The 25,291-nt window shown below is 69.0% G+C and carries 21 protein-coding genes; 13 read left to right on the top strand and 8 right to left on the bottom strand.

The features are described from left to right. Positions 1-2 precede the first annotated feature (2 nt). The 8 genes from pheA (at position 3) to OOT46_RS01285 (ending at position 8,439) form a co-directional block, all read left to right on the top strand. Positions 3-1,091, top strand: a complete 1,089-nt coding sequence (gene pheA / locus OOT46_RS01320; protein WP_265401772.1) for a prephenate dehydratase — start codon at positions 3-5, stop codon at positions 1,089-1,091. A 21-nt stretch (positions 1,092-1,112) separates the two neighbouring features. After that, complete coding sequence (locus OOT46_RS01315; RefSeq protein ID WP_265401771.1) at positions 1,113-1,997, top strand: prephenate dehydrogenase; 885 nt, start codon at positions 1,113-1,115, stop codon at positions 1,995-1,997. A 69-nt stretch (positions 1,998-2,066) separates the two neighbouring features. Then, a complete protein-coding gene (locus OOT46_RS01310) occupies positions 2,067-4,079 on the top strand; it encodes a bifunctional 3-phosphoshikimate 1-carboxyvinyltransferase/cytidylate kinase (protein ID WP_265401770.1) in 2,013 nt (670 codons plus the stop codon). Positions 4,080-4,258: 179 nt separating this feature from the next. Continuing rightward, complete coding sequence (gene rpsA / locus OOT46_RS01305) at positions 4,259-5,974, top strand: 30S ribosomal protein S1 (protein ID WP_265401769.1); 1,716 nt, start codon at positions 4,259-4,261, stop codon at positions 5,972-5,974. Positions 5,975-6,025: 51 nt separating this feature from the next. Next, positions 6,026-6,400 (top strand): integration host factor subunit beta, encoded by a 375-nt coding sequence (locus OOT46_RS01300; protein ID WP_265401768.1) that lies wholly within the window; start codon positions 6,026-6,028, stop codon positions 6,398-6,400. 75 nt (positions 6,401-6,475) lie between these two features. Then, complete coding sequence (locus OOT46_RS01295; RefSeq protein ID WP_265401767.1) at positions 6,476-6,799, top strand: LapA family protein; 324 nt, start codon at positions 6,476-6,478, stop codon at positions 6,797-6,799. Next, positions 6,789-7,946 carry a lipopolysaccharide assembly protein LapB gene (lapB, locus tag OOT46_RS01290; RefSeq protein WP_265401766.1) on the top strand — a complete coding sequence of 386 codons (1,158 nt, stop codon included), beginning with the start codon at positions 6,789-6,791 and terminating at the stop codon, positions 7,944-7,946. Before OOT46_RS01295 ends, lapB begins: the two co-directional genes overlap by 11 nt. A 136-nt stretch (positions 7,947-8,082) precedes the next feature. Next, complete coding sequence (locus OOT46_RS01285; protein ID WP_265401765.1) at positions 8,083-8,439, top strand: ComEA family DNA-binding protein; 357 nt, start codon at positions 8,083-8,085, stop codon at positions 8,437-8,439. A 64-nt stretch (positions 8,440-8,503) separates the two neighbouring features. On the opposite strand, the gene OOT46_RS01280 is transcribed toward OOT46_RS01285, so the two are convergent. From OOT46_RS01280 to dnaE, 3 genes are all read right to left on the bottom strand, one after another. Beyond that, a complete protein-coding gene (locus OOT46_RS01280; RefSeq protein ID WP_265401764.1) occupies positions 8,504-9,676 on the bottom strand; it encodes a patatin-like phospholipase family protein in 1,173 nt (390 codons plus the stop codon). Positions 9,677-9,779: 103 nt separating this feature from the next. Beyond that, positions 9,780-10,199 (bottom strand): hypothetical protein, encoded by a 420-nt coding sequence (locus OOT46_RS01275; RefSeq protein WP_265401763.1) that lies wholly within the window; start codon positions 10,197-10,199, stop codon positions 9,780-9,782. A gap of 174 nt (positions 10,200-10,373) precedes the next feature. Further along, positions 10,374-13,892, bottom strand: coding sequence for a DNA polymerase III subunit alpha (dnaE, locus tag OOT46_RS01270; RefSeq protein ID WP_265401762.1), 3,519 nt, complete (start codon positions 13,890-13,892; stop codon positions 10,374-10,376). A 31-nt stretch (positions 13,893-13,923) separates the two neighbouring features. Between dnaE and OOT46_RS01265 the strand changes: the two genes are divergently transcribed. Continuing rightward, complete coding sequence (locus OOT46_RS01265) at positions 13,924-14,688, top strand: sulfurtransferase (protein WP_265401761.1); 765 nt, start codon at positions 13,924-13,926, stop codon at positions 14,686-14,688. A gap of 58 nt (positions 14,689-14,746) precedes the next feature. Here the strand turns inward: OOT46_RS01265 and OOT46_RS01260 are convergent, their stop codons facing one another. The 3 genes from OOT46_RS01260 to OOT46_RS01250 form a co-directional block, all read right to left on the bottom strand. Continuing rightward, positions 14,747-17,701 carry a LysM peptidoglycan-binding domain-containing protein gene (locus OOT46_RS01260; protein ID WP_265401760.1) on the bottom strand — a complete coding sequence of 985 codons (2,955 nt, stop codon included), beginning with the start codon at positions 17,699-17,701 and terminating at the stop codon, positions 14,747-14,749. 137 nt (positions 17,702-17,838) lie between these two features. Then, complete coding sequence (locus tag OOT46_RS01255) at positions 17,839-18,558, bottom strand: DUF599 domain-containing protein (protein ID WP_265401759.1); 720 nt, start codon at positions 18,556-18,558, stop codon at positions 17,839-17,841. A gap of 40 nt (positions 18,559-18,598) precedes the next feature. Further along, the gene (locus OOT46_RS01250) at positions 18,599-19,300 is read right to left on the bottom strand and encodes a pirin family protein (RefSeq protein WP_265401758.1); all 702 of its coding nucleotides are present in this window, start codon (positions 19,298-19,300) and stop codon (positions 18,599-18,601) included. A 101-nt stretch (positions 19,301-19,401) separates the two neighbouring features. Here OOT46_RS01250 and OOT46_RS01245 point away from each other — a divergent pair, with 101 nt between their 5' ends. Beyond that, positions 19,402-20,391 (top strand): LysR substrate-binding domain-containing protein, encoded by a 990-nt coding sequence (locus OOT46_RS01245; RefSeq protein WP_265401757.1) that lies wholly within the window; start codon positions 19,402-19,404, stop codon positions 20,389-20,391. 13 nt (positions 20,392-20,404) lie between these two features. Continuing rightward, positions 20,405-21,313 (top strand): tRNA glutamyl-Q(34) synthetase GluQRS, encoded by a 909-nt coding sequence (gene gluQRS, locus OOT46_RS01240; RefSeq protein WP_265401756.1) that lies wholly within the window; start codon positions 20,405-20,407, stop codon positions 21,311-21,313. 9 nt (positions 21,314-21,322) lie between these two features. On the opposite strand, the gene orn is transcribed toward gluQRS, so the two are convergent. Next, a complete protein-coding gene (orn, locus tag OOT46_RS01235) occupies positions 21,323-21,898 on the bottom strand; it encodes an oligoribonuclease (protein ID WP_265401755.1) in 576 nt (191 codons plus the stop codon). 125 nt (positions 21,899-22,023) lie between these two features. Between orn and OOT46_RS01230 the strand changes: the two genes are divergently transcribed. Both OOT46_RS01230 and rsgA read left to right on the top strand, forming a co-directional pair. Next, positions 22,024-23,298, top strand: a complete 1,275-nt coding sequence (locus OOT46_RS01230; RefSeq protein WP_265401754.1) for a M48 family metallopeptidase — start codon at positions 22,024-22,026, stop codon at positions 23,296-23,298. A gap of 70 nt (positions 23,299-23,368) precedes the next feature. Then, entirely contained in the window at positions 23,369-24,283 is a 915-nt protein-coding gene (gene rsgA, locus OOT46_RS01225) for a ribosome small subunit-dependent GTPase A (protein ID WP_265401753.1), read from the top strand. Here rsgA and OOT46_RS01220 read toward each other — a convergent pair. Then, the gene (locus tag OOT46_RS01220) at positions 24,277-25,281 is read right to left on the bottom strand and encodes an FkbM family methyltransferase (RefSeq protein WP_265401752.1); all 1,005 of its coding nucleotides are present in this window, start codon (positions 25,279-25,281) and stop codon (positions 24,277-24,279) included. The genes rsgA and OOT46_RS01220 overlap by 7 nt on opposite strands. Between the last annotated feature and the right edge of the window lie 10 nt (positions 25,282-25,291).

Here is a 25,291-nt window from a genome sequence, read left to right as displayed (position 1 = left end):
TCATGTCCCCCGCAGACCTCCAAATGCTGCGCACGCAGATCGACTCGGTCGACCGCGAACTGCTTGCGCTGCTCAACCGCCGCGCCGCCCTGGCCCAGGCCGTCGGCGAACTCAAGAAGAAGGAAGGCTCGGTGGTGTTCCGCCCCGAGCGCGAGGCCCAGGTGATCGACGGCTTGAAGGCCATCAACGCCGGTCCGCTGCAGACCGACTCGGTGGCGCCGATCTGGCGCGAGATCATGTCGGCCTGCCGGGCGCTGGAAACGCCAACCCGGGTCGCCTACCTCGGACCCGCCGGCACCTTCAGCGAACTCGCGGCGCTGGGCTTTTTCGGCGCCTCCATCGTCAAGGTACCGTGCGCCAGCATCGACGAGGTGTTCCGCACCACCTCGGCCGGCGCGGCCGACTTCGGTGTGGTGCCGGTCGAGAACTCGACCGAGGGGGTGGTTGCGCGCTCGCTCGACCTGTTCCTGACCACGCCGCTGTTCATCATCGGCGAGACCAGCCTGTTCGTGCGCCACAACCTGCTGCGCAGGGAGACCTCGCTGCACGACATCGAGGCGGTCTGCGCCCACCCCCAGGCGCTGGCGCAGTGCCACGGCTGGTTGAGCAACCACCTGCCCAACGTGGAGCGGCGGCCGGTCTCCAGCAATGCCGAGGGCGCCCGGCTGGCCGCCGAGAACCCGCGCCTGGCGGGCATCGCCAGCGAGCGGGCCGCCAGCGAATACGGGCTCCACGTGGTGGCACCGGCGATCCAGGACGATCCGCACAACCGCACTCGTTTCGCCATCGTCACGCGGCCCGAGAGCCATCCCCAGCCGAAGGCCTCCGGCCACGACTGCACCAGCCTCGTCGTCTCGGTCGTGAACCGCCCGGGGGCGGTCCATGACATGCTGGTGCCGTTGAAGCAGCACGGCGTGTCGATGAGCCGTTTCGAGTCGCGCCCGGCGCGCTCGGGCCAGTGGGAGTACTACTTCTACATCGACCTGCAGGGCCACCCCGACGACGCGCCGGTCGCCGCCGCGCTGAAGGAGCTGCGCGGAGTGTGCGCCTTCTTCAAGCTGCTCGGCACCTATCCTATCGATGTGCACTGAGCTGTTGGAGTCCGCACAGATATGTTCAATCAACTGGGTGTGATCGGCTGCGGTCTGATGGGCGGCTCGTTCGCGCTGGCGCTCAAGCGTGCCGGCCTGGTCAAGCGTGTCATCGGCTACAGCAAGTCGCCCTCGACGACTGAAAAGGCCAAGCGCCTGGGGGTCATCGACATCGCCGCGGAATCGGCCCTGCTGGCCGTCTCGGGCTCCGACGTGGTGCTGATCTCGGTGCCGGTGGCCGCGTCGGAGGCGACCTTCAAGGCGATCCGCCACCTTGTCGAGCCGGGCGTCCTGGTGATGGACGTCGGCTCGACCAAACGCGACGTGGTCGACGCGGCACGCCGTGTGCTCAAGGACCGCATCGAGTCCTTCGTGCCGGCCCATCCGATCGCCGGCAAGGAAGTCGCGGGCGTCGAACACGCCGACTCGCTGCTCTACTCGGGGCGCCAGGTCATCCTGACCCCGCTGCCGCAGACCGACGTCAAGCTGCTGCAGAAAGCCACCGACGTGTGGGCCGCCATTGGCGCCCAGGTGCTCAAGATGAGCCCCGAGAACCACGACGCCGCCTTCGCGGCGGTCAGCCACCTGCCCCACCTGCTGGCCTTCGCCTACTTCAGCTCCATCCACAAGCAGCCGGCGGGCAAGGATTTCCTCTCGCTGGCCGGCCCCGGCTTCCGCGACTTCACCCGCATCGCCGCCGCCGACCCGGCCATCTGGCGCGACATCCTGCTGGCGAACAAGGAAGAGATCCTGAAGCAATCGCTGCGCTTCCGCCACACGCTGGACGCGCTGGAGCACGTGATGAAAAGCGGCAATGCCGAGGCGCTGGAAGACCTGATCCGCAACGCGGCCGACGCCCGCTCGGGCTGGCAGATGTCCACGCCCAAGCCGACGCCCGGCCGCTAGTCCGGCCCAACGTGCGGCCGCCGGCGCGGCCGTTTCTCCCCTGTTTTGGGCCTTCGGGCCCGGTACGCCATGTACGCCACCGAATTCCTCGACCTCCCTCCCCTGCAGGCCGCGGCCGGCACGGTGCGACTGCCCGGCTCCAAGAGCATCTCCAACCGCCTGCTGCTGCTGGCCGGGCTGAGCGAGGGTCGCACGGTGTTGCACGACCTGCTCGACTCCGACGACACCCGCGTGATGATCGCCGCGCTGCGGCAGCTGGGCTGCAGCATCGCGCCACAGGATGGCGGCCTGTGCGTGATCGGCCTGGGCGGGCGCCTGACCGTGACGCAGGCTCAGCTTTTCCTCGGCAACGCGGGCACCGCGATGCGCCCGCTGTGCGCGGCGCTGGCGCTGCTGAGCGGCTTGCAGGGCGGCGAGTTCGAGGTGAGCGGCGTCGCGCGCATGCATGAGCGGCCCATCGGCGACCTGGTCGACGCGCTGCGCGGCGTCGGCTGCCGGATCGACTACCTGGGCAACGAGGGCTACCCGCCGCTGCGCCTGGCCGGCGGTGCACCGCGGCTGGGCCCGCCGATCCGGGTGCGCGGCGACGTCTCCAGTCAGTTCCTGACCGCGCTGCTGCTGGCACTGCCCTTGCTCAGCGAGCAGGGCCCGGTGGTGGTCGAGGTACAGGGCGAGCTGATTTCCAAGCCGTATATCGAGATCACGCTCAACCTGCTGCAGCGTTTCGGCATCCCGATCGAACGCGAGGAGTGGCGCCGTTTCACGATCCCTGCCGGCAGCCGCTACCGCTCCCCGGGGCACGTGCACGTCGAGGGTGATGCCTCCTCGGCCTCCTATTTCGTGGCCCTGGGTGCGCTCGCGGCGGATGCCGCGCGGCCGCTGCGCATCGAGGGCGTCGGCTCGGAATCGATCCAGGGCGACATCCGCTTCGTCGAAGCGGCCCAGGCCATGGGCGCCATCGTGCAGCAAGGCCCCAACTGGCTGGAGGTCTGGCGCGGCGCCTGGCCCTTGAAGGCGCTGGACCTGGACTGCAACCATATTCCCGACGCGGCCATGACCCTGGCGGTGATGGCGCTTTACGCCGACGGCCCGACCCGGCTGCGCAACATCGCCAGCTGGCGCGTGAAGGAAACCGACCGCATCGCCGCGATGGCGACCGAGCTGCGCAAGCTGGGTGCGCAGGTGAACGAGGGCCCCGACTTCATCGAGGTGCACCCGATCGCCGCCAACGGCTGGCGCCCGGCCGCGATCCACACCTACGACGACCACCGCGTCGCGATGTGCTTCTCGCTGGCCGCCTTCAACCGCCTGGCCGGCGCCGCGCCGGGGGCGCCGGTGCGCATCCTCGACCCGAAGTGCGTCGCCAAGACCTTCCCCGACTACTTCGAGACCCTGTTCGGCGTCGCGAAGGCCGAGCTGGCCGACATCCCGGTCATCACGATAGACGGCCCGACCGCGTCCGGCAAAGGCACGCTCGCCAGCGAAGTCGCCAAGGCGCTGGGCTACCACCTGCTCGATTCCGGCGCGCTCTACCGGGCCACCGCGCTGGCGGCGCTGGACGCCGGCATCCCGGCCGACGACGAGGCCAGCCTGGCCCGGCTGGCCGCCGGCCTGCAACTGCGCTTCGACGACCAGCGCATCGAGCTGGCCGGCCGGGACGTCACCGACGCGCTGCGCCGCGAAGAGGTCGGCCTGCTGGCCTCGCGCGTTTCGGCCCACGCCGCCGTGCGGGAGGCGCTGCGCGACCTGCAGCTGTCCTTCCGCCGGCTGCCCGGCCTGGTGGCGGACGGCCGCGACATGGGCACCGTCATATTTCCGGACGCCGCGCTGAAGGTCTTCCTGACCGCGAGTGCCGCCACACGTGCCGAGCGCCGGCATAAGCAATTGATTTCTAAGGGAATTTCAACTACCATTGCCGATCTTCGCCAGGATTTGGAGGCGCGCGACGCCCGGGATCGCTCCCGCAGTGCGGCGCCCCTGAAGCCGGCAGAGGACGCGGTGTCGCTGGACAACTCGGCCCTGAGCATCGAGGAATCGGTGCAGCAGGTGCTGGCTTGGTGGCAGCAACGCCGGCCGGTTTGACGGTCAGGGCCTTGCGGCCCTGTGCCACCGAAACGGCGACGCCCCGCGCGAGCGGGGCACCCAGGCCCGGGCCTTTTCCCCCTCCTGTGCTGCAAAGCACGCCGAAGGTCCGGTTCGACAACTCAACCCGCAACCCAGGTTGCACCTCACGCCAGCTGCGGCTGGCCCCAGGAAACTGAATGTCTCAAACCACCCAAACCGCCCAAGGGTCGGAATCCTTCGCCGCCCTGTTCGAAGAATCGCTGCAGCGCTCTGAAATGCGCTCCGGCGAGGTGATCACGGCCGAAGTCGTCCGCGTGGACTACAACTTCGTCGTCGTGAACGCCGGCCTGAAGTCCGAGGCCTACATCCCCATCGACGAGTTCCGCAACGACCAGGGCGAGCTCGAAGTGCAAGTGGGTGACTTCGTCTCCGTGGCGATCGACTCGCTCGAAAACGGCTATGGCGACACCATCCTGTCGCGCGACAAGGCCAAACGTCTGGCCTCGTGGCTGTCGCTCGAGCGCGCGCTGGAGTCCGGCGACTTCGTCACCGGCACCGTCTCCGGCAAGGTCAAGGGTGGCCTGACCGTGCTGGTCAACGGCATCCGCGCCTTCCTGCCCGGCTCCCTGATCGACACCCGTCCGGTCAAGGACATGAGCCCGTACGAAGGCAAGACCCTCGAATTCAAGGTCATCAAGCTCGACCGCAAGCGCAACAACGTGGTGTTGAGCCGCCGCGCCGTCGTCGAAGCCTCGATGGGCGAAGAGCGCGCCAAGCTGCTCGAGACGCTGCAGGAAGGCGCCGTGGTGCACGGCGTCGTCAAGAACATCACCGAATACGGTGCGTTCGTGGACCTGGGCGGCATCGACGGCCTGCTGCACATCACCGACATGGCATGGCGCCGTGTCCGCCACCCGAGCGAAGTGGTCCAGGTCGGCCAGGAACTGACCGCCAAGGTCCTGAAGTTCGACGCCGAGAAGAACCGCGTCTCGCTGGGCCTGAAGCAGATGGGCGACGACCCCTGGGTCGGCGTCTCGCGCCGCTACCCCACCGGCACCCGCCTGTTCGGCAAGGTCACCAACATTGCCGACTACGGTGCTTTCGTCGAGATCGAGCCGGGCATCGAAGGCCTGGTGCACGTCTCCGAGATGGACTGGACCAACAAGAACGTCGCTCCCAGCAAGATCGTCACGCTGGGCGACGAAGTCGAAGTCATGGTCCTGGAGATCGACGAGGACAAGCGCCGCATCAGCCTCGGCATGAAGCAGTGCAAGCCCAACCCCTGGGACGAGTTCGGCCAGAACTTCAAGCGCGGCGACAAGGTCAAGGGACCGGTCAAGTCGATCACCGACTTCGGCGTGTTCGTGGGCCTGGCGGCCGGCATCGACGGCCTGGTGCACCTGTCCGACCTGTCGTGGAACGAGCCGGGCGAAGCCGCGGTGCGCAACTACAAGAAGGGCCAGGAAGTCGAAGCCGTCGTGCTGGCCATCGACGTCGAGCGCGAGCGCATCTCGCTGGGCATCAAGCAGCTGGACGCCGACCCGTTCAGCAACTTCACCGCCGTCAATGACCGTGGCGCCACGGTCACCGGCACGGTGAAGAGCGTCGACGCCCGCGGCGCCGAGATCCAGCTGGCCGACGACGTCATCGGTTATCTGCGTGCCTCGGAAATCTCGCGCGACCGCGTCGAAGACGCCCGCAACGTCCTGAAGGAAGGCGACGAAGTCACCGCCCTGATCATCAACATCGACCGCAAGACCCGCGGTCTGCAGCTGTCGATCAAGGCCAAGGACAACGCCGAGCAACAGGAAGCGCTGCAGCGCCTGTCGGCCGACAACCGCGAAAACGCCGGCACCACCAGCCTGGGCGCGCTGCTCAAGGCCAAGCTGAGCGACCAGCAGAACAACGGCTGATTCCAGCCGCTGGACTGACCACCCGACGCCCCGATCTCAACACCAGGATTCATGACCCGATCCGATCTTGTGAACCAGCTGGCGGAACGTTTCTCCCAGCTGACCCATCGCGACACCGAGTTCGCGGTCAAGACCATCCTGGATGCGATGTCCGACGCGCTCGCGCGCGGGCACCGCATCGAGATCCGGGGTTTCGGCAGCTTCTCGATCAATCGCCGCCCGCCGCGGGTGGGGCGCAACCCCCGCTCCGGCGAGCAGGTGATCATCCCCGAGAAGCTGGTCCCTCACTTCAAGCCGGGCAAGGCCCTGCGCGAAGCGGTGGACGCCCGCACGGTGCTGTCCGAGCCTGACGCCCAGCCCGGCGAGACAGCCACCCAGGACCGCCAGGCCGATGCGGCCGCGCCGGTCGACAAGGCCGCAGCCTGAGCGCCACTCGGCGCGACTGCGTCCCGACTCCATCACTCCCCGTGAGCACTCCTTCGCACGGCTAGAATCCGGGCGATGCGAGCACTGCTCTGGCTCTTGCGAGCCGCCATCTTTTTCCTGCTTTTCGCCTTCGCGCTGAACAACCAGCACGAGGCGGTGTTGCACTGGTTCTTCGGCTACCAGTCCCAGGCCCCGACGGTTTTCATCGTGCTGGCCGCCTTCGCGCTCGGCTGCGTCTTCGGCGTGCTCGCGATGGTGCCCAGCTGGTGGCGCCACCGCCGCGCCGCGCGGCAGCTGCCCTCGACCAGCAGCACCGAGGCGCCCGCCGCCGCCCCTGCGCCCGTCGCGGCCGAAGACGAAGCCCTCCCCCTGATGCACCCGCCGCGCGATGGACTTTGACATCCAGTGGCTGCTGCTCGGCCTACCGGTGGCCTTCGCGCTCGGCTGGCTCGCGTCCCGCATCGACAACCGCCAGTTGCGCTCGGCCGAACGCCGCTCGCCCAGGGCCTATTTCAAAGGCCTGAACCTGTTGCTCAACGAACAGCAGGACAAGGCCATCGACGCCTTCATCGAGGCGGTGCAGCACGACCCCGACACCTCGGACCTGCACTTCGCGCTCGGCAACCTGTTCCGCCGGCGCGGCGAGTACGAACGCGCGGTGCGCGTGCACGAGCACCTGTTGAGCCGGGCCGACCTGCCCCGCGAGGAGCGCGAGCGGGCCCAGTTCGCGCTTGCCCAGGACTTCCTGAAGGCCGGCCTGTTCGACCGCGCCGAGATGGCCTACCAGGCCCTCGAAGGTTCGGCCTTCCGCACCGATGCCTGGCTGGCCCTGCTGAGCCTCTACGAACGGTCGCGCGACTGGGGCAAGGCCATCGACGTGGCCCGCAAGCTCGAAGCCGCGGCGGCCGGCTCCTTCGCCAGCCGCATCGCGCACTGCTGGTGCGAGATCGCTCTCGATGCCGATGCCAAGGGCGATGCCCAGGCCGCCTCGGAGGCCCTGGCCGAAGCCCGTCGCGTCGCGCCCCAGGCGCCGCGGCCGCTGGTGGTCGCGGGCCAGCGCATGGCCAGGCTGGAGCGCCATGCCGAAGCCGTCGAGTTGTGGAACGAGTTGATCACGGCCAACCCGACCGCCTTCTCGCTGGTGGCGCGCGACTATGCCGCCTCGGCGCTGGCCGCACGCCTGTCCGCACCGGCCAAGGAGAAGCTGCGCGCCTTGTATGAGCGTGCGCCCTCGGTGGACCTGCTGGGCGCGCTGCGCCAACTGGAAGAAGACCCGGCCTTGCGCCGCGACTGGATTGCGCAGCACCTCGCCAAACATCCCTCGATCTCCTCGGCGCTGAACCTGCTCGACGAAAGCAGCGGCCAGCCGCAGGCCCTCACAGGCAGCGAGCTCAAGCACCTGCACCAGGTGCTGGCCCACTCCGCCAAACCGCTGCAGCGCTACCGCTGCGCCGCCTGCGGTTTCGAAGCCTCGCACTACTTCTGGCAATGCCCCGGCTGCCACACCTGGGACAGCTATCCCCCGCGCCGCATCGAAGACTACTGAGGGTGGGCCGCGCCGCGCGCCTGCGGCTCTGCATGGCTTGACAGGCTGACGCCTCCAGCGTGCTTCCCTATATTCCGGGCAGCCGCCGGGAGGGCCCGGCCGGCTGCAGTTCAGCCAACCGCACAGGGAGGAGCCCATGCTCAAAAAAATGCTGTTTGCAGTTCTGGCCTTGCTCGCCGCAACCGCCTTCGCCGCGGTAGACGTCAACAAAGCCGACCAGGCCCAGCTGGAGACCGTCAAAGGCGTCGGCGCGACGCTCTCCGCCCGCATCATCGCCGAGCGCAAGACGGGTCCCTACAAGGACTGGAACGACTTCATCGCGCGCGTTGCCGGGGTGGGCAAGGGCAGTGCATCGCGCCTCTCCAAGGAAGGCCTGACTGTCAACGGCAGCCCCTATGCGGAAGGCGACGCCAAGACCGACACCAAGGCGGAGGCGAAGCCGGCGGAAAAGAATGCCAAACCCGCCGCTCAAAAGGCGACGAAACAGCCCTGACGCGCCGACCCGGCACGAGACAACGCCCCGTCATCCGGGGCGTTTTTTTTGCGTTCTGCGCCAGCTACCAACCGAAAAAGCGCTCGACTTCCTCGCGCCTCGCCAGCGTGTCGTCACGCCCCAGCGCCATCAGCTCCCGGGTGTAGTCGGCCTCGAACAACAGGTAGCTGGCCAGCGCCGCGCCCCGGGTATCGCCCGGCACGCTGGTGACACCCAGCGCCCGCAACATCGCGCGGATGGGCACCGGCAGCGCGCCGACATGGCGGCCCGCGATATCGTCCAGGCGCTGGCTGGGCGCGATCACCAGCACGTCCAGTGGGCGCAGCGAGCTGCGCTCGCGCAGTTCAGGCGGCATCAGGGCCAGGGTGTGGTTGATGCGCTGCAACCGCTCGACGTCCACCGCCAGCGCATCGAGAAAAATATTGGACAGCGCATGGCCGGCAATCTGCGCCAGGTTCGGATAGTCCTGCGAGACCAGGCGCCGCCCGGGCGGCTCGTGCAAACGCCCCGCCCCGATCACCAGGATGCGGCGCGCGCCCAGGTGCACGGCGGGCGAGATCGGCGCGGCCTGGCGCATCGAGCCGTCGCCGAAGTACTCGGTGGCACCGGACAAACCCAGTGGAACGGCCGGAAATACGAAGGGAATCGCCGAGGACGCCAGCAGGTGCTCGCGGGTGAGCTGATCGCGCACGGCCAGCCGCTGGGTGCGCGTCCACGGCCGGATGTCGGCCCGGCTCTGGTAGAAGGTGACATGCTGGCCCGAGGAATAGCTCGAGGCCGTCACCGCGAGGGCCTGCAGGTGCCCCTGGGCCATCAGCGGTTGCAGCCGGTCCAGATCCACCAGTTGCTGCAGCAGCGCCGCCAGCGGCGTGTTGTCCAGGAAAGAGCGTGGGCGCGCCCGGCGCCAGCGTGCGATGACCCAGCCCAGCGACAGCATGGACAGCCAGCGCGCCCCGGTCCGCATGACCCCGAAGGAGTCGGCCCGGTAGACCTGCTCGGCGCGGAAATTGGCCCAGACCTCACGCAGCACGCCGACCGCGGCGACGAAGTCGTCGGCCCGGCAGGCCAGCGCAGCGCCGTTGATCGCGCCGGCCGAGGTGCCGGCGATGATCGGAAAGGGATTGCCGCAGGCCGCCGCACCGCGGTCCCGGTAGATGTCGGCCAGGGCTTCCAGCACGCCCACCTGGTAGGCCGCCCGCGCCCCGCCGCCCATCAGGACCAAACCGGTGCTGCTCATCGGGGTGGCGGACGCGGAGCCGGTCTTCTCCGGTGCGGCAAGGGGCTGGGCGACCGCCGGCCCGGTCCGCAAGGAGTCGCCCCCACCGAAGGCCGCGACGGGCTCAGTGGTCGTGCTTGTGTTTGTGCTTGTGGCCGTGGTGCCCGCGATGCTCGTCGTGGTCATGGTGGCCATGATGCCCGTGGTGACCATGGTCGTGATCGCGCCGCCCGCCATGCCCTGCGCCGGACTTCACGAAATACACCGGCGTGCCGCAGGCATCGTAGCGGTGGCAATGCTTGCGCCAGTTTTTGGCATGCCCCGGCGGCACGTGCATGTAGATCGGCTGCTGCACCACACGCGGCTGGGTGATGATCACCGGCTGGGGGTAGTAGAGCGGCGGGGGCGGCCGGTTGCCGATGTCGATGCGACCATAGACGCCCGGCTGGCTGATGCTCACCGACACGCCGACGTCCTGGGCCGACGCCAACTGCCCCCCGGCGGCCAGCGCCAGGCCGACGAATGCTGCTGCAACTGCTTTCACTGCGGGCTCCCGATACGGCCGCCCTGGTCCACTGCGTCAGGGAACCAAGCGGTCCGCGCTGTCTTGAAAGCCCGCATCTTAGTGTGCTTTGGCGCCATGAAAGGGAAAGCCGCCCAGTTTCCGGACAGGCGAGCCCTCGCGGCCCCTGAAAGGCGGACGCATGTCACGCCGCGCCTACATCGCTTTTTGCGGTTCCTCGTAGATCACCGTCGCCTGGCCCTGCTGCGCTCCTTGGCGCCAGCGCTGCAGCGCCTCGTCGCTGGGGTAGAAGCGCGCTTCCTCGCCCAGGTCGAGCTCGCCGTAGGCCATGCTGCGGTGCAGCAGCAGGCGCACGGTCAGGCCCTGCAGCAGGTCGCCGTGCTCGGTGGCGGTGCGCTTCGGCGGGAACTGGCGCACCAGCTCGCCCACCGGCGGCGCCGAGCCGTTGACCGCCACCCGGAGGTATTTGCCGAAGCGGCAGCGCGCGCTGGTCAGGTCCCAGACCTGCTGGACATTCAGGCGCAGGCCGCCCGAAAAACGGTCGGGCTGCACCTTGCCCTGCACGACGATGAGCTCGTCGTCGCGGAACAGCTCGCGGTGCGCGTCCAGCAGCTCTTCGTTGGCCACCGCCTCGATCACGTCGCTGCGGTCGTCGAGCTTGAAGATCGCGACGCGCCCGCGCTGGCCGTTGACGACCCGCAGGTCGCTGACGATGCCGGCGAGCATCTGCGGCTCGCGGCTGTCGATCAGGTCGGCGATCTTGCGCTTGGCGAACTGGCGCACCTCCGGTTCGTACTCGTCGAACAGGTGGCCCGAGAGGTAGAAGCCGATCGCGATCTTCTCGAAGCCCAGCCGTTCCTTGATGCTCCAGGGCTCGGCGGCGACCAGGTCCGGCTCCGCCGAGGAGGAGGCGTGCGAGTCGCCGAAGTCGAACAGGCCGCCCTGGTCGGCATTGGCCGCCTGGGCGCCGGCGTATTCGAAGGCCAGGCCGATGCTGGCGATCAGCGCGGCGCGGTTGGGCTCCAGCGAGTCGAAGGCACCCGCCTTGATGAGGGCCTCGACGGTGCGCTTGTTGATGCGGCTGCGGTCGACCCGGGCGCAGAAGTCGAACAGGCTCTTGAAGGGGCCGCCCTCCTCGCGCGCCTGCACGATGGCTTCGATCGCGCTCTGGCCGGTGCCCTTGACCGCCCCGAGGCCGTAGCGCACCACCTTGTTCGCCACCGGCTCGAAGCGGTAGCCGCCGGTGTTGACGTTGGGCGGCTCGAAGGTGAGGCCGAGCTGCACCGCGTCGTCGTAGAAGATCTTGAGCTTGTCGGTGTCGTCGAGCGCGACGGTCATGTTGGCCGCGACGAATTCGGCCAGGTAGTGCACCTTGAGCCAGGCCGTGTGGTAGGCCAGCAGGGCGTAGGCCGCGGCGTGCGACTTGTTGAAGCCGTAGCCCGCGAACTTCTCCATCAAGTCGAAGATCTCGTTGGCCAGCTCGGGCGGGATGTCGTTCTTGGCCGCGCCCTCGGCGAAGATCAGGCGGTGTTTCGCCATCTCCTCGGCCTTCTTCTTGCCCATCGCGCGGCGCAGCAGATCGGCGCCGCCCAGCGAGTAGCCGCCCAGGCGCTGCGCCACCTGCATCACCTGTTCCTGGTAGACCATGATGCCGTAGGTCTCCTCCAGCACCTCCTTCATCAGGGGATGCGGGTACTCGACCTCCTCACGGCCGTGCTTGCGGGCGCAGAAGCTGGGGATCAGGTCCATCGGGCCCGGGCGGTAGAGCGCCACCAGCGCGATGATGTCCTCGAAGACGCTGGGCTTGGCGTCGCGCAGCATGCCCTGCATGCCGCGGCTTTCCAGCTGGAACACCGCGACCGTCTTGCCTTCGGAGAGCAGCTGGTAGGAGGCCTTGTCGTCGAGCGGGATCTTCTCGAAGGCGAAGTCGCGCTGGTCGGGATGCCGCTTGACGATGAATTCCTTGGCGGTCTCCAGGATGGTGAGCGTCGCCAGACCCAGGAAGTCGAACTTCACCAGGCCGATCGCCTCGACATCGTCCTTGTCGTACTGCGAGACCGCCGAGTCGCTGCCGGGCTGCATGTAGAGCGGGCAGAAGTCGGTGATCTTGCCGGGCGCGATCAGCACGCCCCCGGCGTGCATGCCGATGTTGCGCACCATGCCTTCGACACGCTCAGCGAGGTTCAGCAGCTCGGCCACCTCCTCTTCGTTCTTCTCGCGCTCCTCGATCTCGGGGGCTTCCTTGCGCGCGTAGATGATGCCGGGGTCGGGCTTGTCGCCGGGGCGCTTGAGCGTCACGGTCTTGCCCGGCGGCGCGGGGATCAGCTTGGCGATGCCGTCGACATGGCCGTAGCCCATGCCCAGCACCCGGCCCACGTCGCGCAGCGCGGCCTTCGCCGCCATGGTGCCGAAGGTGGCGATCTGCGAGACGGCGTCGCGACCGTACTTCTCCTTCACGTAGTCGATCACGCGGTCGCGGTTGGACTGGCAGAAGTCGATGTCGAAGTCGGGCATCGAGACCCGCTCGGGGTTCAGGAAACGCTCGAACAGCAGGTTGTAGCGCAGCGGATCCAGGTCGGTGATCTTCAGCGCGTAGGCCACCAGCGAACCGGCCCCGGAGCCCCGGCCCGGGCCCACCGGGCAGCCGTTGTTCTTGGCCCAGTTGATGAAGTCGGCCACGATCAGGAAGTAGCCGGGGAAGCCCATCTTCAGGATCGTGTTGATCTCGAAGTCCAGCCGCTCCACATAACGCGGCATCGCCTCGGCGCGCTTCGCCTCGTCGGGGAAGAGCAGCACCATGCGCTCCTTCAGGCCCTCGTGGGAGGCGTAGCGGAAGTACTCCTCCATGGGCATGCGCCGGCCCTCGACCTCGGGGGTCGGGAAGTCAGGCAGCTGCGGCTTGCCGAGCACCAGCGTGAGGCTGCAGCGCTTCGCGATCTCCACCGTGTTGGCGAGGGCCGATGGCAGGTCGGCGAACAGCGCCTCCATCTCGGCCTGGCTCTTGAAGTACTGCTCGCGCGTGAAGCGCTTGATGCGCCGGGGGTTGGTCAGCGTCTCGCCCTCGGCGATGCAGACACGTGCCTCGTGCGCCTCGAAGTCGTCGGGCGTCTGGAACTGCACCGGGTGGGTCGCGACGACCGGCAGCCCCAGGCGCGCGGCCAAGGGCACCGCGGCACGCACATGCGCCTCGTTGCCGCTCTGGCCGGCGCGCTGCAGCTCGATGTAGAAGCGCTGCGGGAAGATCCCCGCGAGCTGCCGCGCGGCGGCTTCGGCGCGCGCCTCGTCGCGCGCGAGCAGGGCCTGACCCACGGCGCCCAGGTCGGCGCCCGACAACGCGATCAGCCCGCCGTTGAGGGCTTCCAGCCACTCCCACTTGAGGCAGGCCTTGGCAGCGTTGACGTTCTGGGTCCAGGCCCGGGCCAGCAGCTCGCTCAGGTTGAGGTAGCCGGCCTTGTCCTGGATCAGCAGCAGCAGGCGGCTGGGTGTTTTTTCGCCGTGCGCGGGCTCCAGCCAGACGTCGGCGCCGATGATGGGCTTGACGCCCGTGCCGCGCGCTTCCTTGTAGAACTTGATAGCACCGAACAGGTTGCTCAGGTCGGTGATCGCGAGCGCGACCTGCTGGTCGGCGGCGGCGGCGGCCACCACGTCGTCGACACGCACGGTGCCGTCCACCACCGAGAACTCGGTGTGGGTGCGAAGGTGTACGAAAGGCATCCGGGGATTTTAGGAGGACCGCCTGCCTAAAATGCCCGCCGTGAACCAGATCCTGAACATTTCCGCCTACAAGTTCGTGCGATTGCCCGACGCCGCCGAACTGCGCGAGAGCATCCACTCACGCGCCGCGCAAGACGGCCTGAAAGGCACCGTGCTGCTCGCCGAGGAAGGCATCAATCTGTTCCTGGCCGGCCCTGGCGAAGCAGTGCGCGGTTTTGTCGGGTGGCTGCGCTCGGACGCGCGTTTTGCCGACCTCGCGCCCAAGGAGAGCTGGTCGAGCGAGGTGCCCTTCCGCAAGCTGCTGGTCAAGGTCAAGCGCGAGATCATCCGCATGAACCACCCCTCGATCCGCCCCGAGGCCGGGCGGGCCCCGGCGCTGGACCCCCGCACGTTGACGCGCTGGCTGGACCAGGGCCACGACGACGAAGGCCGCCCGGTGGTCACGCTGGACACGCGCAATGCCTTCGAGGTCGACTACGGCAGCTTCGACGGCGCGATCGACTGGCGCATCGAGAAATTCAGCGACTTCCCGGCCGCCCTGCTGGCGCACCGAGAGGAACTGCGGGGCAAGACCGTGGTGAGCTTCTGCACCGGCGGCATCCGCTGCGAGAAGGCCGCCATCTTCATGCAGGAAGCCGGGCTGGACCATGTCTGGCAGCTCGAAGGCGGCATCCTCAAGTACTTCGAGGAGACCGGCGGGGCGCACTACCACGGCAGCTGCTTTGTCTTCGACGAACGCGAGGCGCTCGGCGCGGCGCTCGAGCCGACAGCCGACGCCCCGGCGCAGGAGCGCTGAACACCCGGCGCTGCGCGTTCAGCCGGGCCGGACGTGCAGGCGCGAGCGACTCGTCACGTCAAGCCGGCACCGGGATCCCCTGATCGCGCAGCCAGCTGTCGAACTGCATCGCCGTGTGCGGGGGCGGCGGTGGAGGCGGCACGGCGCGCGGATGGTAGGGCGGGATGTAGGTCTGGTAGAAGTCGGCGTCGCCGGGCTCGCCAGCGCCGAACTTGCCCAGATCGCCGTCGATGTCGTCGAGCGTGTGGTGGGCGATGTCGCGCATCTCGGCCAACTGCTCGGGCTTGAGGCCGTTCAACCAGTCCACCGTCTGCTGCTGAGTCAAGCCCTTGGACTTGCCGTAGTGCATCAGGAAGGGCACCGGGCTGTGCCCGTCGCCGCTCTGGTCGACCAGGGCCTTGGACGCTTCGGGGCTGAGACCGCTTTGCTGCAGGAAGGCGGCCGAGGTGTCGTTGTCGTGCTGGTTGGACGCCTTCACCTTCTGGTGCCAGCCGAGGCCCAAGGTCGCCACGGCCACCACGGCGATGCCGATGGGGCCGGCGATGGTCCCCGCGCCGAAGGCCGTCGCAAGGCCGCCGGCCGCTGCGGTGGTATAGAGCGCGCCGCCGACATAGTCGCCCTTGCTCATCGCGTCCACCGCATTCCAGACATCGAACAAGGCCCCGACGCCGCCGAGCAGGTCGCCGGCGCCGAAGCGGCCCGCCACCTTCCAGCCGCCGCCGAACTTGCCGAGGAAGGACTCTTCATCGATACGGCCAAGGCCCAGCGCCAGCTCCGCGCCTTTCTGCCCGAGGCCGGCGGCATCCACCAGGACCCGACCCACGGTCCTCGCATTCGGGTCGTTGAGCGCGAGCTGCCCCGAGTTGGCCAGCCCCACGGCGCCGAGGGCGAAGCCGAGGCCTCGCAGCATCAGCCCCGCGGGCGAGGACTTGTCGAAGGACCGCAGGCCGGTCTGCCCGTCCAGCTCCTTGAGCTTGTTATCAAGCTCGCGCAGCCGGTTCTGGACCTGCTCGGGCGTATCGCCGGGCTGCGGCATCGAAGCCTTGACCGCGTCGATGGCCTTGTCGAACTCGCCCGACGACACACCCAGCAGCTTCGCCATGGTGCCGCCCTTGAGCGCCTCCAGCCGGTCTTTCGCCTGCTGCAGGCTGGCCGGGTCGCGGGTGTCGAGGTTGGTGATCTTCCCGAGCACCTGGGCCTTCACATAGGCGGTGGCGAACTCCTGGCCGAGCTTGCGCCCCTGATCGGCCAGCTTGGCCTGTTTGAAGAAGTCCAGCAGGGCTTTGCTGTCGGGCCCGGTGGTGATCTCCGGGTGTTTCTGCAGGGCCAGGGTCATCGCGAGGTTCGCGCTCGGGTCCTCGGCGAGCTTCTGCAGCAGCGGGTCGACCTCACCCTGGTACCCCGACAATTCCGTGGGGAGCTGTCCGAGCTGGGCGATCTGGCGAAGCAGCTTCTCGCCGTCCTGCGCCAGGCCATCCCGCAATTCGGTGGCCCGCTGCTGCCAGCCGTCGCCTTTTGACTTGGCATAGGCCTCGATGGCCTGGTTGAGTTGCTCCGGCGTCATCGCGCCGCCGTGGTTGTGCACCAGCCAGGCCAGCTCTTCGGTGTGCTGGCTGTACTCCTTGACGTGGTCGGCAACCTGGCCCTTGAACTGCTCGACGCCCTCGCGGGCAAGCTGCAGCAGCATCGACGGATCGCCGCCTTCGGCCTTGATCCGGCGGGCCGCCTCGATCAGGTAGGCCGGACCGGCGCCGTCGCGCAGCGCCGTGAGCATGCCGTTCGAATCGAAGCCGTCCAGGCCCACCATGCGCTCCACCAGGGCCCCGCCATTCGGCGTCCCGGCCACCCGGCTGGACAAGATGACGAGCTTCTCGGTGCCGCCCATGCCGATCAGCTGCCCGGCCCCCTCCTGCTGGGCCTTGCGGTAGGCCGCCTCGTACTCGGGCAGCGAATGCGCGACCACAGCGCCCGCCAGCTCGGGCGACAGGTCGCGCGTGAACTCTTCGAGCCGGGTCAAGGCCGCGTTCGACGGGCCTTGCCAGGGATTGGTGTAGTTGCGCGTGTCGCCCCCGATGTCGACGAGCGGCTCGTTGGCGCGCTTGGACACCTGGTTCACCCAGTCCTGCACGCGGCTGTCCGTCTGCAGCTTGAGCTTGGCTTCCGGTGACAGCGAGTCGTACCCTGGGCTGATCGCCTTCAGCTTGTCGAGCGGGTCTGCATGCGAGGCAGCCTTGTCGAGCGTCGCCTGCACCTCGGCGTCGGTCTTCAGGTCCTTGACGGTGGCCCCGACCGCGGCTGCCTCGCCGGGGCGGCCGGCATAGCGGGCGACGATGTCGGCCCCGTAACGCTCGATGTCCTCGGGGCTCGCCTTGGTTTTGCCCTCGCTGCGGGCGCGCTGGTCGATCTCGTCCTGCACCGCGAGGTCGAGCCGGCCCTGGGCCGCCTCCAGCTTGCTGCGCAGGTAGGGCAGAGCCGCCCCGCTGCCGTTGGTGGCCGACTCTTCGGCGTTCAGTCGGGTGCGGGCTTCGGCCACGTCGGCAGCGGCCTGGTCGGTCGCCGCGGCAGCCGACGCCGGCTGCTGCGGCGCCTTGGCGGGGATCCAGAGAACCTGTCCCGCATTCAGCTGCTGCGGGTCCTGCACGCTGTGGCCGTTGGCCTGCAGGAGCAAGGGTGAGGGAACCCCGTGGTCCTTCGCGATCGTGCTCACGTTGTCGCCCGTCTGGACCTGGTAGGCCGTGGGCAGGTCGGCATCGACCGCCGGCAGCGGCACCACGATCTCCTGGGTCGGCAGCGGCTGTTCGCCGCGCTGCAGCTGCGGGTTGGCGGCCTCCACCGAGGTCAGCGAGACGCCATGGCGCGCGGCGATCTCGGCGAGGGTTTCGCCGCCCTGCACCTGATAACGCAGGTGGGGCTTGTCATAGGGAGGTGCTGGTGGTGGTGGCGGCGGCGGAGGCGGGGGCGGGGGCGGGGGCGCGATGTAACGCCAGGAGCTGTCGTCGATGAGAAAGGCCATGAGGGGTCTCGTGCGATTGCGGCCAGGCGATCCTGCCAGCCTGCCGTGACTCTGCAAAGAAACGGTGAACCACCGTTACAGAAGACACCACGCCGAACTGATGGGCCAGCCGACCGGCCGGGAGCCCTCGCTCAAGGTTACGACTTCAGCACCGCCAGCACATCGGAGTGGAACTCGCGCTGGTACAGCACATAAACCACGCCGACCGTCCCCAACACGAACCACAGCGGCGAAAAAAACCAGCCCACCACCGCGAAGGCCATGTAGTAGGCCCGCAGCCCGTCGTTGAAGCTCTCGGCTGCCAGCCCCATCACGCGGCCGGCGCGGTCGGCGTATTCCTCGCGCGAGGCCTCACCACGCTCGAAGACCCGGAAATCCGGCAGCGCGCCCATCACCAGTGCGCCAAAGGTGTACTGGCGCAGCGACCAGGTGAAGCGGAAGAAGGCATAGACGAACACACCGGTCAGCACCAGCACCTTGAGGTCGAACACCAGGGCAGTCGTGGCGGCCGCGAACGGGATCTCCTTGACCAGCACGCTGGCCTTCTCGGAGGTGCCGAGCACCGCCAGCAGGCCGCCGATGATCAGGATCGTGGTGGAGGCGAAAAACGAGGGGCTGGTCGACAGGTTCTGCACGATCACGCCGTCGACCACACGCACGTCACGCCAGGTCGTCTGCAGCATCCACAGGCGCCGGAAGTGGTTGGTGGTCGCGAGCAGCGACATCGATGAGGCGCTGCGCCGCCGGGCAAACCCGGCGTAACCGATCCAGCCGACGAAAAACGTCGCCAGCGCCAGCCAGTCGGCCCAAGGCAGCAGGGTGAGGATCTTGAAGGTCTTGAGCGCGGTCAGGTCCATGGCCGCCACTTTAGCGCGCGGCGCGGGCCGCGCGCCGGGCTCAGCGCGCGAGGTCGAAGACCAGCACCTCGGCCGCGCGGCCTTCGGCCAGGGTCAGCGCCGCCTCGGCCTGCAGCTGGGCCGCGTCACCTGCCCGCAGGCGCTGGCCGTTGACGGACAGCTCGCCGCGTGCGACGTGCACATAGGCCAGCCGCTCGGGGTCGAGCGTGACGGCCGCCTGCTCGCCGGCGTCGAACAGGCCGATGTAGAGGCGGGCGTCCGCATGCAGCTTCACCGAGCCGTCGACCGCATCGGGCGAAGCCACCAGGCGCAGGCGGCCGCGCTTTTCCTCGGCCGAGAAGGCCTTCTGCTCGTAGCCCGGATCGATGCCGAGCTCGTCGGGCTGGATCCAGATCTGCAGGAAGTGGGTCGTTTGCTGCTCGGCATGGTTGTATTCGCTGTGGCGGATGCCGCGCCCGGCGCTCATGCGCTGGACCTCGCCGGGCCGGATCACCTCGCCGTTGCCGATCGAGTCGCGGTGCGCCAGCTCGCCTTCGAGCACATACGAGATGATCTCCATGTCGCGGTGCCCGTGGGTGCCGAAGCCGGTACCCGGCGCGATGCGGTCCTCGTTGATCACCCGCAGCGGGCCGAAGCCCATGTGGGCCGGATCGAAGTACTCGGCGAAGGAGAAGCTGTGGAAGCTCTTCAGCCAGCCATGGTCGGCATGGCCGCGTTCCAGGGATTTGCGCAAGGTGATCATGGCGTGCTGTCCTCGTGGTGTGTGATGTCCGCCATGGTGCGCGTGGGAGGCGGCACGCGGGTCGCCGCGGCTTGATAACATCGTTCAATTCCGTTGAACAGATGACCGAGCGCCGCAACGTCCTCACCCCCGAAGCCCTCGCGATGGTCGACGTCATCGCGCGCACCGGCAGCTTTGCCGCCGCCGCGCGCGAACTCGGCAAGGTGCCTTCGGCCCTCACCTACAGCGTGCGCCAGCTGGAGGAAGCGCTCGACGTGCTGCTGTTCGACCGCCGCTCGCGCCAGGCGCGCCTGACCGCCGCCGGCGAGGAGCTGCTGGAGGAGGGCCGCCGCCTGCTGCAGGAGATGGATGCGGTCGCCAACCGGGTGCGCCGCGTCGCCTCCGGCTGGGAGAGCCAGCTTTGCGTCGCGGTGGACAGCATCCTGTCCAGCCTGACCGTGTTCGAGCTGTGCGAGGCGTTTTACGCACTGAACCCGCCACACGGGCCCGGCACGCGGCTGCGCTTGCGCTCGGAGGTGCTGGCCGGCACTTGGGAGGCGCTGGTCACCGGGGTGGCCGACCTGGCGATCGGCATCTCGGCGGTGCAGAGCCCGCCCTCCAACATCACGATGCAGCCGCTGGGTGAACTCAAGATCGTCTACGTCGTCGCGCCCCACCACCCGCTGACGCGGACGAGCCAGCCCCTCAGCGACGCCGAGCTGGTGCACCACCGCGCGGTGGCCGTGGCCGACTCGGCGCAGCGTCTGACACCGCTGACCGTCAACCTGCTGCCTGGGCAGGACGTGTTCACCGTGCCCAGCGTCGCTTCCAAGCTCGAGGCGATCCTGCGCGGGCTGGGTGGCGGCTTCCTGCCCGAGACCCTGGTGCGGGAACACGTCGAGGTGGGCCGGCTGGTGGTGCGGCAGGTCGAGCGCCCGCGTGTGAGCGGCAAGCTCTTTTATGCCTGGCGGCTGCCGCCGGGCAGCGGCACCCGCTCGCGCGCCCGGCCGGGCCTGGCGCTGGAATGGTGGCTGGCCCAGCTGGAGCGGCCCGCCACCCGCACCGCGCTGCTGGAGCGCCACAGCGGGTGGCGCCCTGGCTTGCTGGGCTGAGACGGCGTTCACCATGGCCGGCTATGTCGGGCGTTTCGCCCCCTCGCCGACGGGGCCCTTGCACGAGGGCTCGCTGGTCGCGGCCTTGGCCAGCTGGCTGGATGCGCGCGCCCACGGCGGACGCTGGCTGGTGCGCATCGAAGACGTGGACCTGCCGCGCTGCGTCCCGGGCGCCGACCAGATCATCCTGCGCCAGCTGGCCGCCTGCGGCCTGCTGCCAGACGACACCCCGCTGTGGCAGTCGCATCGGGGTGAGCGCTACCGGCAGGCACTGGAGCGCCTGCTGGCCGAGGGCTGGGCCTACCCCTGCGGCTGCACCCGCAAGGACATCGCCGACGCGCTGGCCGCGCAAGGTCGGGTGCGCGAGCGCCACGGCGAGCTGGTCTACCCCGGCACCTGTCGCAACGGGCTGCAGGGCAAGCCACCTCGCGCGATGCGGGCGCTGTGCGCGACGCGCCACGGCGGCGGCGGCTGGACCGACATCGAGATCGCCTGGCAGGACCGCCGGCTCGGCCCCCAGCGGCAGAACCTGAGCCGCGCGGTGGGCGACTTCGTGCTGCAGCGGGCCGATGGGCTCTGGGCCTACCAGCTGGCGGTGGTGGTCGACGACGCCGAGCAGCAAGTCAGCCACGTCGTGCGTGGCGAGGACCTGGCCGACAACACGCCGCGCCAGATCCACCTGCAGCGCCTGCTGGGACTGCCGACACCAAGCTATCTGCACACGCCGCTGGTGCTGGGCGCCAACGGCGAGAAGCTGTCCAAGCAGAACGGAGCGCTGGCCTTCGACGACAGCCGCCCGCGCGTGGCGCTGGCGCGCGCCGCTGCGGCACTGGGCCTGGCGCTGCCCGAAGGCGGCACGCCGGCCGACACGCTCGGCGCGGCGGTCGCGGCGTGGCGGGAGCGCTGGCCGGCTGCCGCCTGAGGCCCGGCCTCAGGGCAGCAGGAGGTACTGCCGGTAGTAAACCAGCTCGTCGATGGATTCGTGGATGTCGGCCAGTGCGGTGTGCTTCTGCGCCTTCTTGAAACCGGCCATGACCTCGGGCTTCCAGCGCCGCGCCAGTTCCTTCAGCGTGCTGACGTCGAGGTTGCGGTAGTGGAAAAAGGCCTCCAGCTTGGGCATGTAGTTGGCGAGGAAGCGGCGGTCCTGGCAGATCGAGTTGCCGCACATCGGCGAGGTGTTTTTCGAGACGAACTGCTTGAGGAAATCGATCACGTGCTGCTCGGCCTCCGCCTCGGTCACGGTCGAGGCCTTGACACGGTCGATCAGGCCCGAGCGGCCGTGGGTGCCCTTGTTCCAGTTGTCCATGCGGTCGAGCGTCTCGTTGCTCTGGTAGATCGCGAACACCGGGCCTTCGACACGCAGCTTCAGCTGGGCGTCGGTCACGACGACCGCGATCTCGATGATGCGATCGCGCTCCGGGGACAGGCCGGTCATCTCGAGGTCGATCCAGACCAGGTTCTGGTCGTTGAACGGCAAGCTGGCGGGCGGCGGGGAAACATCGGTCATGCGGGCTCCTGGAAGGCGACCCGGGCCCTGCGCCGCGGGTGCCGATGGCCCGATTCTCGGTCATCCGGCGAGGCGCCGCGCTGCCGGACAGCGCCGGACACGGCCCCGCCCTACACTTGCACCCTATGCAAGCACTCTCCCCCCTGACCCTGGCGTTCGCGGCGGCGCTGCTCGCCTCGCTGCTCGTGAAGTTCTGGCTCGCGGGCCGTCAGATCCGCCATGTCGCGCAGCACCGCGACGCGGTGCCGGGCGCCTTCACCGACACGGTCACCCTGCAGGCCCACCAGCGCGCCGCTGACTACACCATCGCGAAAACCCGCTTCGGCCTGCTGAGCACCGCCTTCGGCAGCGCGGTGCTGCTGGGCTGGACCCTGCTGGGCGGGCTGGACGCGCTGAACCTGGCGCTGCGCGACGCCGTGCAGCCGGTGGCCGGCGACCTGGCCTACCAGCTGGCGCTGCTGGCGGCCTTCATGGCGATCTCCAGCCTGCTGGACCTGCCCTTCGAGGCCTACAGCACCTTCCGCATCGAGCAGCGTTTCGGCTTCAACCGCATGACCTGGGGGCTGTTCATCGCGGACCTGGTCAAGGGTGCGCTGGTCGGTGCACTGCTGGGACTGCCGCTGGCAGCGCTGATCCTCTGGCTGATGGGAGCGACCGGCCCGCTCTGGTGGCTGTGGGCCTGGGGCGCCTGGGTCGGCTTCAGTCTGCTGATGCTGGTGCTCTACCCGACCGTCATCGCGCCGCTGTTCAACAAGTTCAAGCCGCTCGACGATCCCGGCCTGCGCGATCGGGTCGAACGCCTGATGGCTCGCTGCGGCTTTGCCGCCAAGGGGCTGTTCGTGATGGACGGCTCGCGCCGCTCGGCGCATGCGAACGCGTATTTCACGGGCCTGGGCGCCTCCAAGCGGGTGGTGTTTTTCGACACCCTGCTCAACAAGCTGTCGCCCCAGGAGGTCGAGGCCGTGCTGGCCCACGAGCTGGGCCACTTCAAGCACCGCCACGTGCTCAAGCGCATGCTCGGCATCTTCGGCATGAGCCTGCTGGGCTTCGCGCTGCTGGGCTGGCTGTCGAGCCAGGCCTGGTTCTACACCAGCCTGGGGGTGCGCCCCAACCTGGCGGCGCCCAACGACGCACTGGCGCTGCTGCTGTTCCTGCTGGTCGTGCCGGTGTTCATGTATTTCGTTTCGCCGTGGATGGCCGGGCTGTCGCGCCGCCAGGAGTTCGAGGCCGACGCCTACGCCTGCGCCCAGTCCAGCGGCCGCGACCTGGCCGGCGCGCTGCTCAAGCTTTACGAGGACAATGCGTCGACCCTGACGCCGGACCCCGTCTACGTGCGTTTCTACTACTCGCATCCGCCGGCATCCCAGCGCCTGGCGGCCCTGCAGCTTCACCCCGCCTGAGTCCCATGCATCCGCTGCCCTCCCCTCTCCCCTGCACCCCGGGCGCCGCCGCCCGGCTCGGCTGAGCATCTTGGCCCGCTCCACAGAACTCGATCTCGGCCTGGTGGTCGCCGGCCATGGCCGCCACTACATCGTCGAGACCCCCGAAGGCCGGCGCCTGACCTGCCACCCGCGCGGTAAAAAGAGCGACTGCGTGGTCGGCGACCGGGTGCACTGGCAGCTGACCACCGCCGGTGGCGACGAAGGCGTGATCGAACGCATCGAGACCCGCCGCAACCTGCTCTACCGGCAGGACGAATGGCGCACCAAGTCCTTCGCGGCCAACCTCGACCAGCTGCTGGTGCTGGTCGCCGCCGAGCCGGTTTTCAGCGAGTCGCAGCTGAGCCGCTCATTGATCGCGGCCGAGCATGCCGGCATTCCCGCCTGCCTGGTGCTCAACAAGGTCGATCTGCCCCAGGCGACGGCGGCCCGCGAGCGCCTCGCCCCCTACCGTGCGATGGGCTACGAACTGCTGGAACTGGCGCTCAAGGCGCGCCCGGACGAGGCCCGTGCGCAGCTCGCGCCCCGGCTGGAGGGCCGCAGCACCCTGGTGCTCGGCCCCTCGGGCACCGGCAAGAGCACCCTGATCAACCTGATGGTGCCTGAGGCCCGGGCCCAGGTCGGCGAGGTCTCGCAGGCGCTCAACTCGGGCCGCCACACCACCACCACCACACAGTGGTACTGGCTGGACGCCGAGCGCCGCAGCGGCTTGATCGATTCGCCCGGCTTCCAGGAGTTCGGGCTGCGCCAGGTCGAGGCCCAGCAGCTGCCCGCCTTGATGCCCGACCTGCGCGAGCATGCCGGCCAGTGCCGCTTCTACAACTGCACTCACCTGCACGAGCCGGGCTGCGGCGTGCGCGCCGCGCTCGAGCATGGCCAGATCACGCCTTCGCGCTACCGCATCTACGCGGAGATCCACGAGCAGCTGACCCGCAGCCTCTACTGAGGCGGCAGCCCCGGTGGCGCCACCGGCTCGCGGCTCGCCAGCAACAGGCTGTAGGCGCGCTCCTCCAGCCGGTCGACCTCCTCCAGCCAGAAGTGCCCGCCCCGGGCACAGCCGATCAGCAGCTCGATGAGGCCGCGCAGCTTGGGCACGCCGCGCACCCTCGGCGGCACCTCCCAACGGCGGCCGACGCTGTAGATGTGGGCGTAGCCGCGGCGCCGCAACCAGGCCACCACCTCGCTGCCCCCGCCGGGGCCGGTGGCGCGGTTGGACTCGAACAGGATCAGCGGCGCATCGGCCTCGATACGGTCCTGCAGGCCGCGCAGTACCGCGAGCTCGTGGCCCTCCACGTCGATCTTGAGCAACTTCACCGGCAACTCCAGCCCGAGGCGCCGCAGCTCGGCGTCCCCCACCCGCACTGGCAGCACCCGCTCGCGCCCGCTGCGCGGCGCCGCGCCACCGGCCACGAAGCCGGAGCCGCCCAGGTTGCCACTGTTGTCCTGCACGAAGCTGAGGTTGCAGCTGGCGTCGGCCAACCCGACCGGGACCACGGTGACATTGCCGGCGTCGTTGAGATCGATGTTGGCCTCCAGGATCTTGACCACCGGAGGGTTGGGCTCGAAGGCAATGACGTGCGCGAAGCGCCGGGCGAAAAACAGGCTGTGGTTGCCGACATTGGCGCCCACGTCGAGCGCCACGCCCCGCCGGAAGGCCTCTTCACGGCCAGCCAGCACCACGTCGAACAGCGCCAGCAGGAGGTCTTCCTCGTAGAGACCGTCCGCAAAGATCTGCTGTCCCACGGCGTCCGAGGGCACGACCGCGAGCATCGGGTACCCCTTGGCCCTGACACTGCGGCTGATGCGGTGCGTCAGGCGTGTCAGCAGGAACTGCCGCAGCAGCTGGGCGCGGCCGATCGCCCGCACCCTGAGGCCGCGCGCCGGGTCCGGCGCCCCGGCTCGACCGCCGATGGCGGTACGGCTCGACTCTGAACTGCCCTCCATGGCTCCCCCC

This window comes from Aquabacterium sp. A7-Y, from assembly GCF_026153205.1.
Taxonomy (GTDB): domain Bacteria; phylum Pseudomonadota; class Gammaproteobacteria; order Burkholderiales; family Burkholderiaceae_C; genus Caldimonas.
This window is presented reverse-complemented; position numbering and strand designations above follow the sequence as displayed.

Excerpts from the sequence above, each read along its gene's own strand:
- OOT46_RS01220 (WP_265401752.1), bottom strand. The coding sequence starts at position 25,281 with ATGGAGGGCAGTTCAGAGTCGAGCCGTACCGCCATCGGCGGTCGAGCC.
- OOT46_RS01280 (WP_265401764.1), bottom strand. The coding sequence starts at position 9,676 with ATGAGCAGCACCGGTTTGGTCCTGATGGGCGGCGGGGCGCGGGCGGCC.
- OOT46_RS01310 (WP_265401770.1), top strand. The coding sequence starts at position 2,067 with ATGTACGCCACCGAATTCCTCGACCTCCCTCCCCTGCAGGCCGCGGCC.
- OOT46_RS01250 (WP_265401758.1), bottom strand. The coding sequence starts at position 19,300 with ATGATCACCTTGCGCAAATCCCTGGAACGCGGCCATGCCGACCATGGC.
- OOT46_RS01300 (WP_265401768.1), top strand. The coding sequence starts at position 6,026 with ATGACCCGATCCGATCTTGTGAACCAGCTGGCGGAACGTTTCTCCCAG.
- OOT46_RS01230 (WP_265401754.1), top strand. The coding sequence starts at position 22,024 with ATGCAAGCACTCTCCCCCCTGACCCTGGCGTTCGCGGCGGCGCTGCTC.
- OOT46_RS01260 (WP_265401760.1), bottom strand. The coding sequence starts at position 17,701 with ATGGCCTTTCTCATCGACGACAGCTCCTGGCGTTACATCGCGCCCCCG.
- OOT46_RS01265 (WP_265401761.1), top strand. The coding sequence starts at position 13,924 with ATGCCCGCCGTGAACCAGATCCTGAACATTTCCGCCTACAAGTTCGTG.
- OOT46_RS01315 (WP_265401771.1), top strand. The coding sequence starts at position 1,113 with ATGTTCAATCAACTGGGTGTGATCGGCTGCGGTCTGATGGGCGGCTCG.
- pheA (WP_265401772.1), top strand. The coding sequence starts at position 3 with ATGTCCCCCGCAGACCTCCAAATGCTGCGCACGCAGATCGACTCGGTC.
- OOT46_RS01255 (WP_265401759.1), bottom strand. The coding sequence starts at position 18,558 with ATGGACCTGACCGCGCTCAAGACCTTCAAGATCCTCACCCTGCTGCCT.
- rpsA (WP_265401769.1), top strand. The coding sequence starts at position 4,259 with ATGTCTCAAACCACCCAAACCGCCCAAGGGTCGGAATCCTTCGCCGCC.
- dnaE (WP_265401762.1), bottom strand. The coding sequence starts at position 13,892 with ATGCCTTTCGTACACCTTCGCACCCACACCGAGTTCTCGGTGGTGGAC.
- orn (WP_265401755.1), bottom strand. The coding sequence starts at position 21,898 with ATGACCGATGTTTCCCCGCCGCCCGCCAGCTTGCCGTTCAACGACCAG.
- OOT46_RS01295 (WP_265401767.1), top strand. The coding sequence starts at position 6,476 with ATGCGAGCACTGCTCTGGCTCTTGCGAGCCGCCATCTTTTTCCTGCTT.
- lapB (WP_265401766.1), top strand. The coding sequence starts at position 6,789 with ATGGACTTTGACATCCAGTGGCTGCTGCTCGGCCTACCGGTGGCCTTC.
- OOT46_RS01285 (WP_265401765.1), top strand. The coding sequence starts at position 8,083 with ATGCTCAAAAAAATGCTGTTTGCAGTTCTGGCCTTGCTCGCCGCAACC.
- gluQRS (WP_265401756.1), top strand. The coding sequence starts at position 20,405 with ATGGCCGGCTATGTCGGGCGTTTCGCCCCCTCGCCGACGGGGCCCTTG.
- OOT46_RS01245 (WP_265401757.1), top strand. The coding sequence starts at position 19,402 with ATGACCGAGCGCCGCAACGTCCTCACCCCCGAAGCCCTCGCGATGGTC.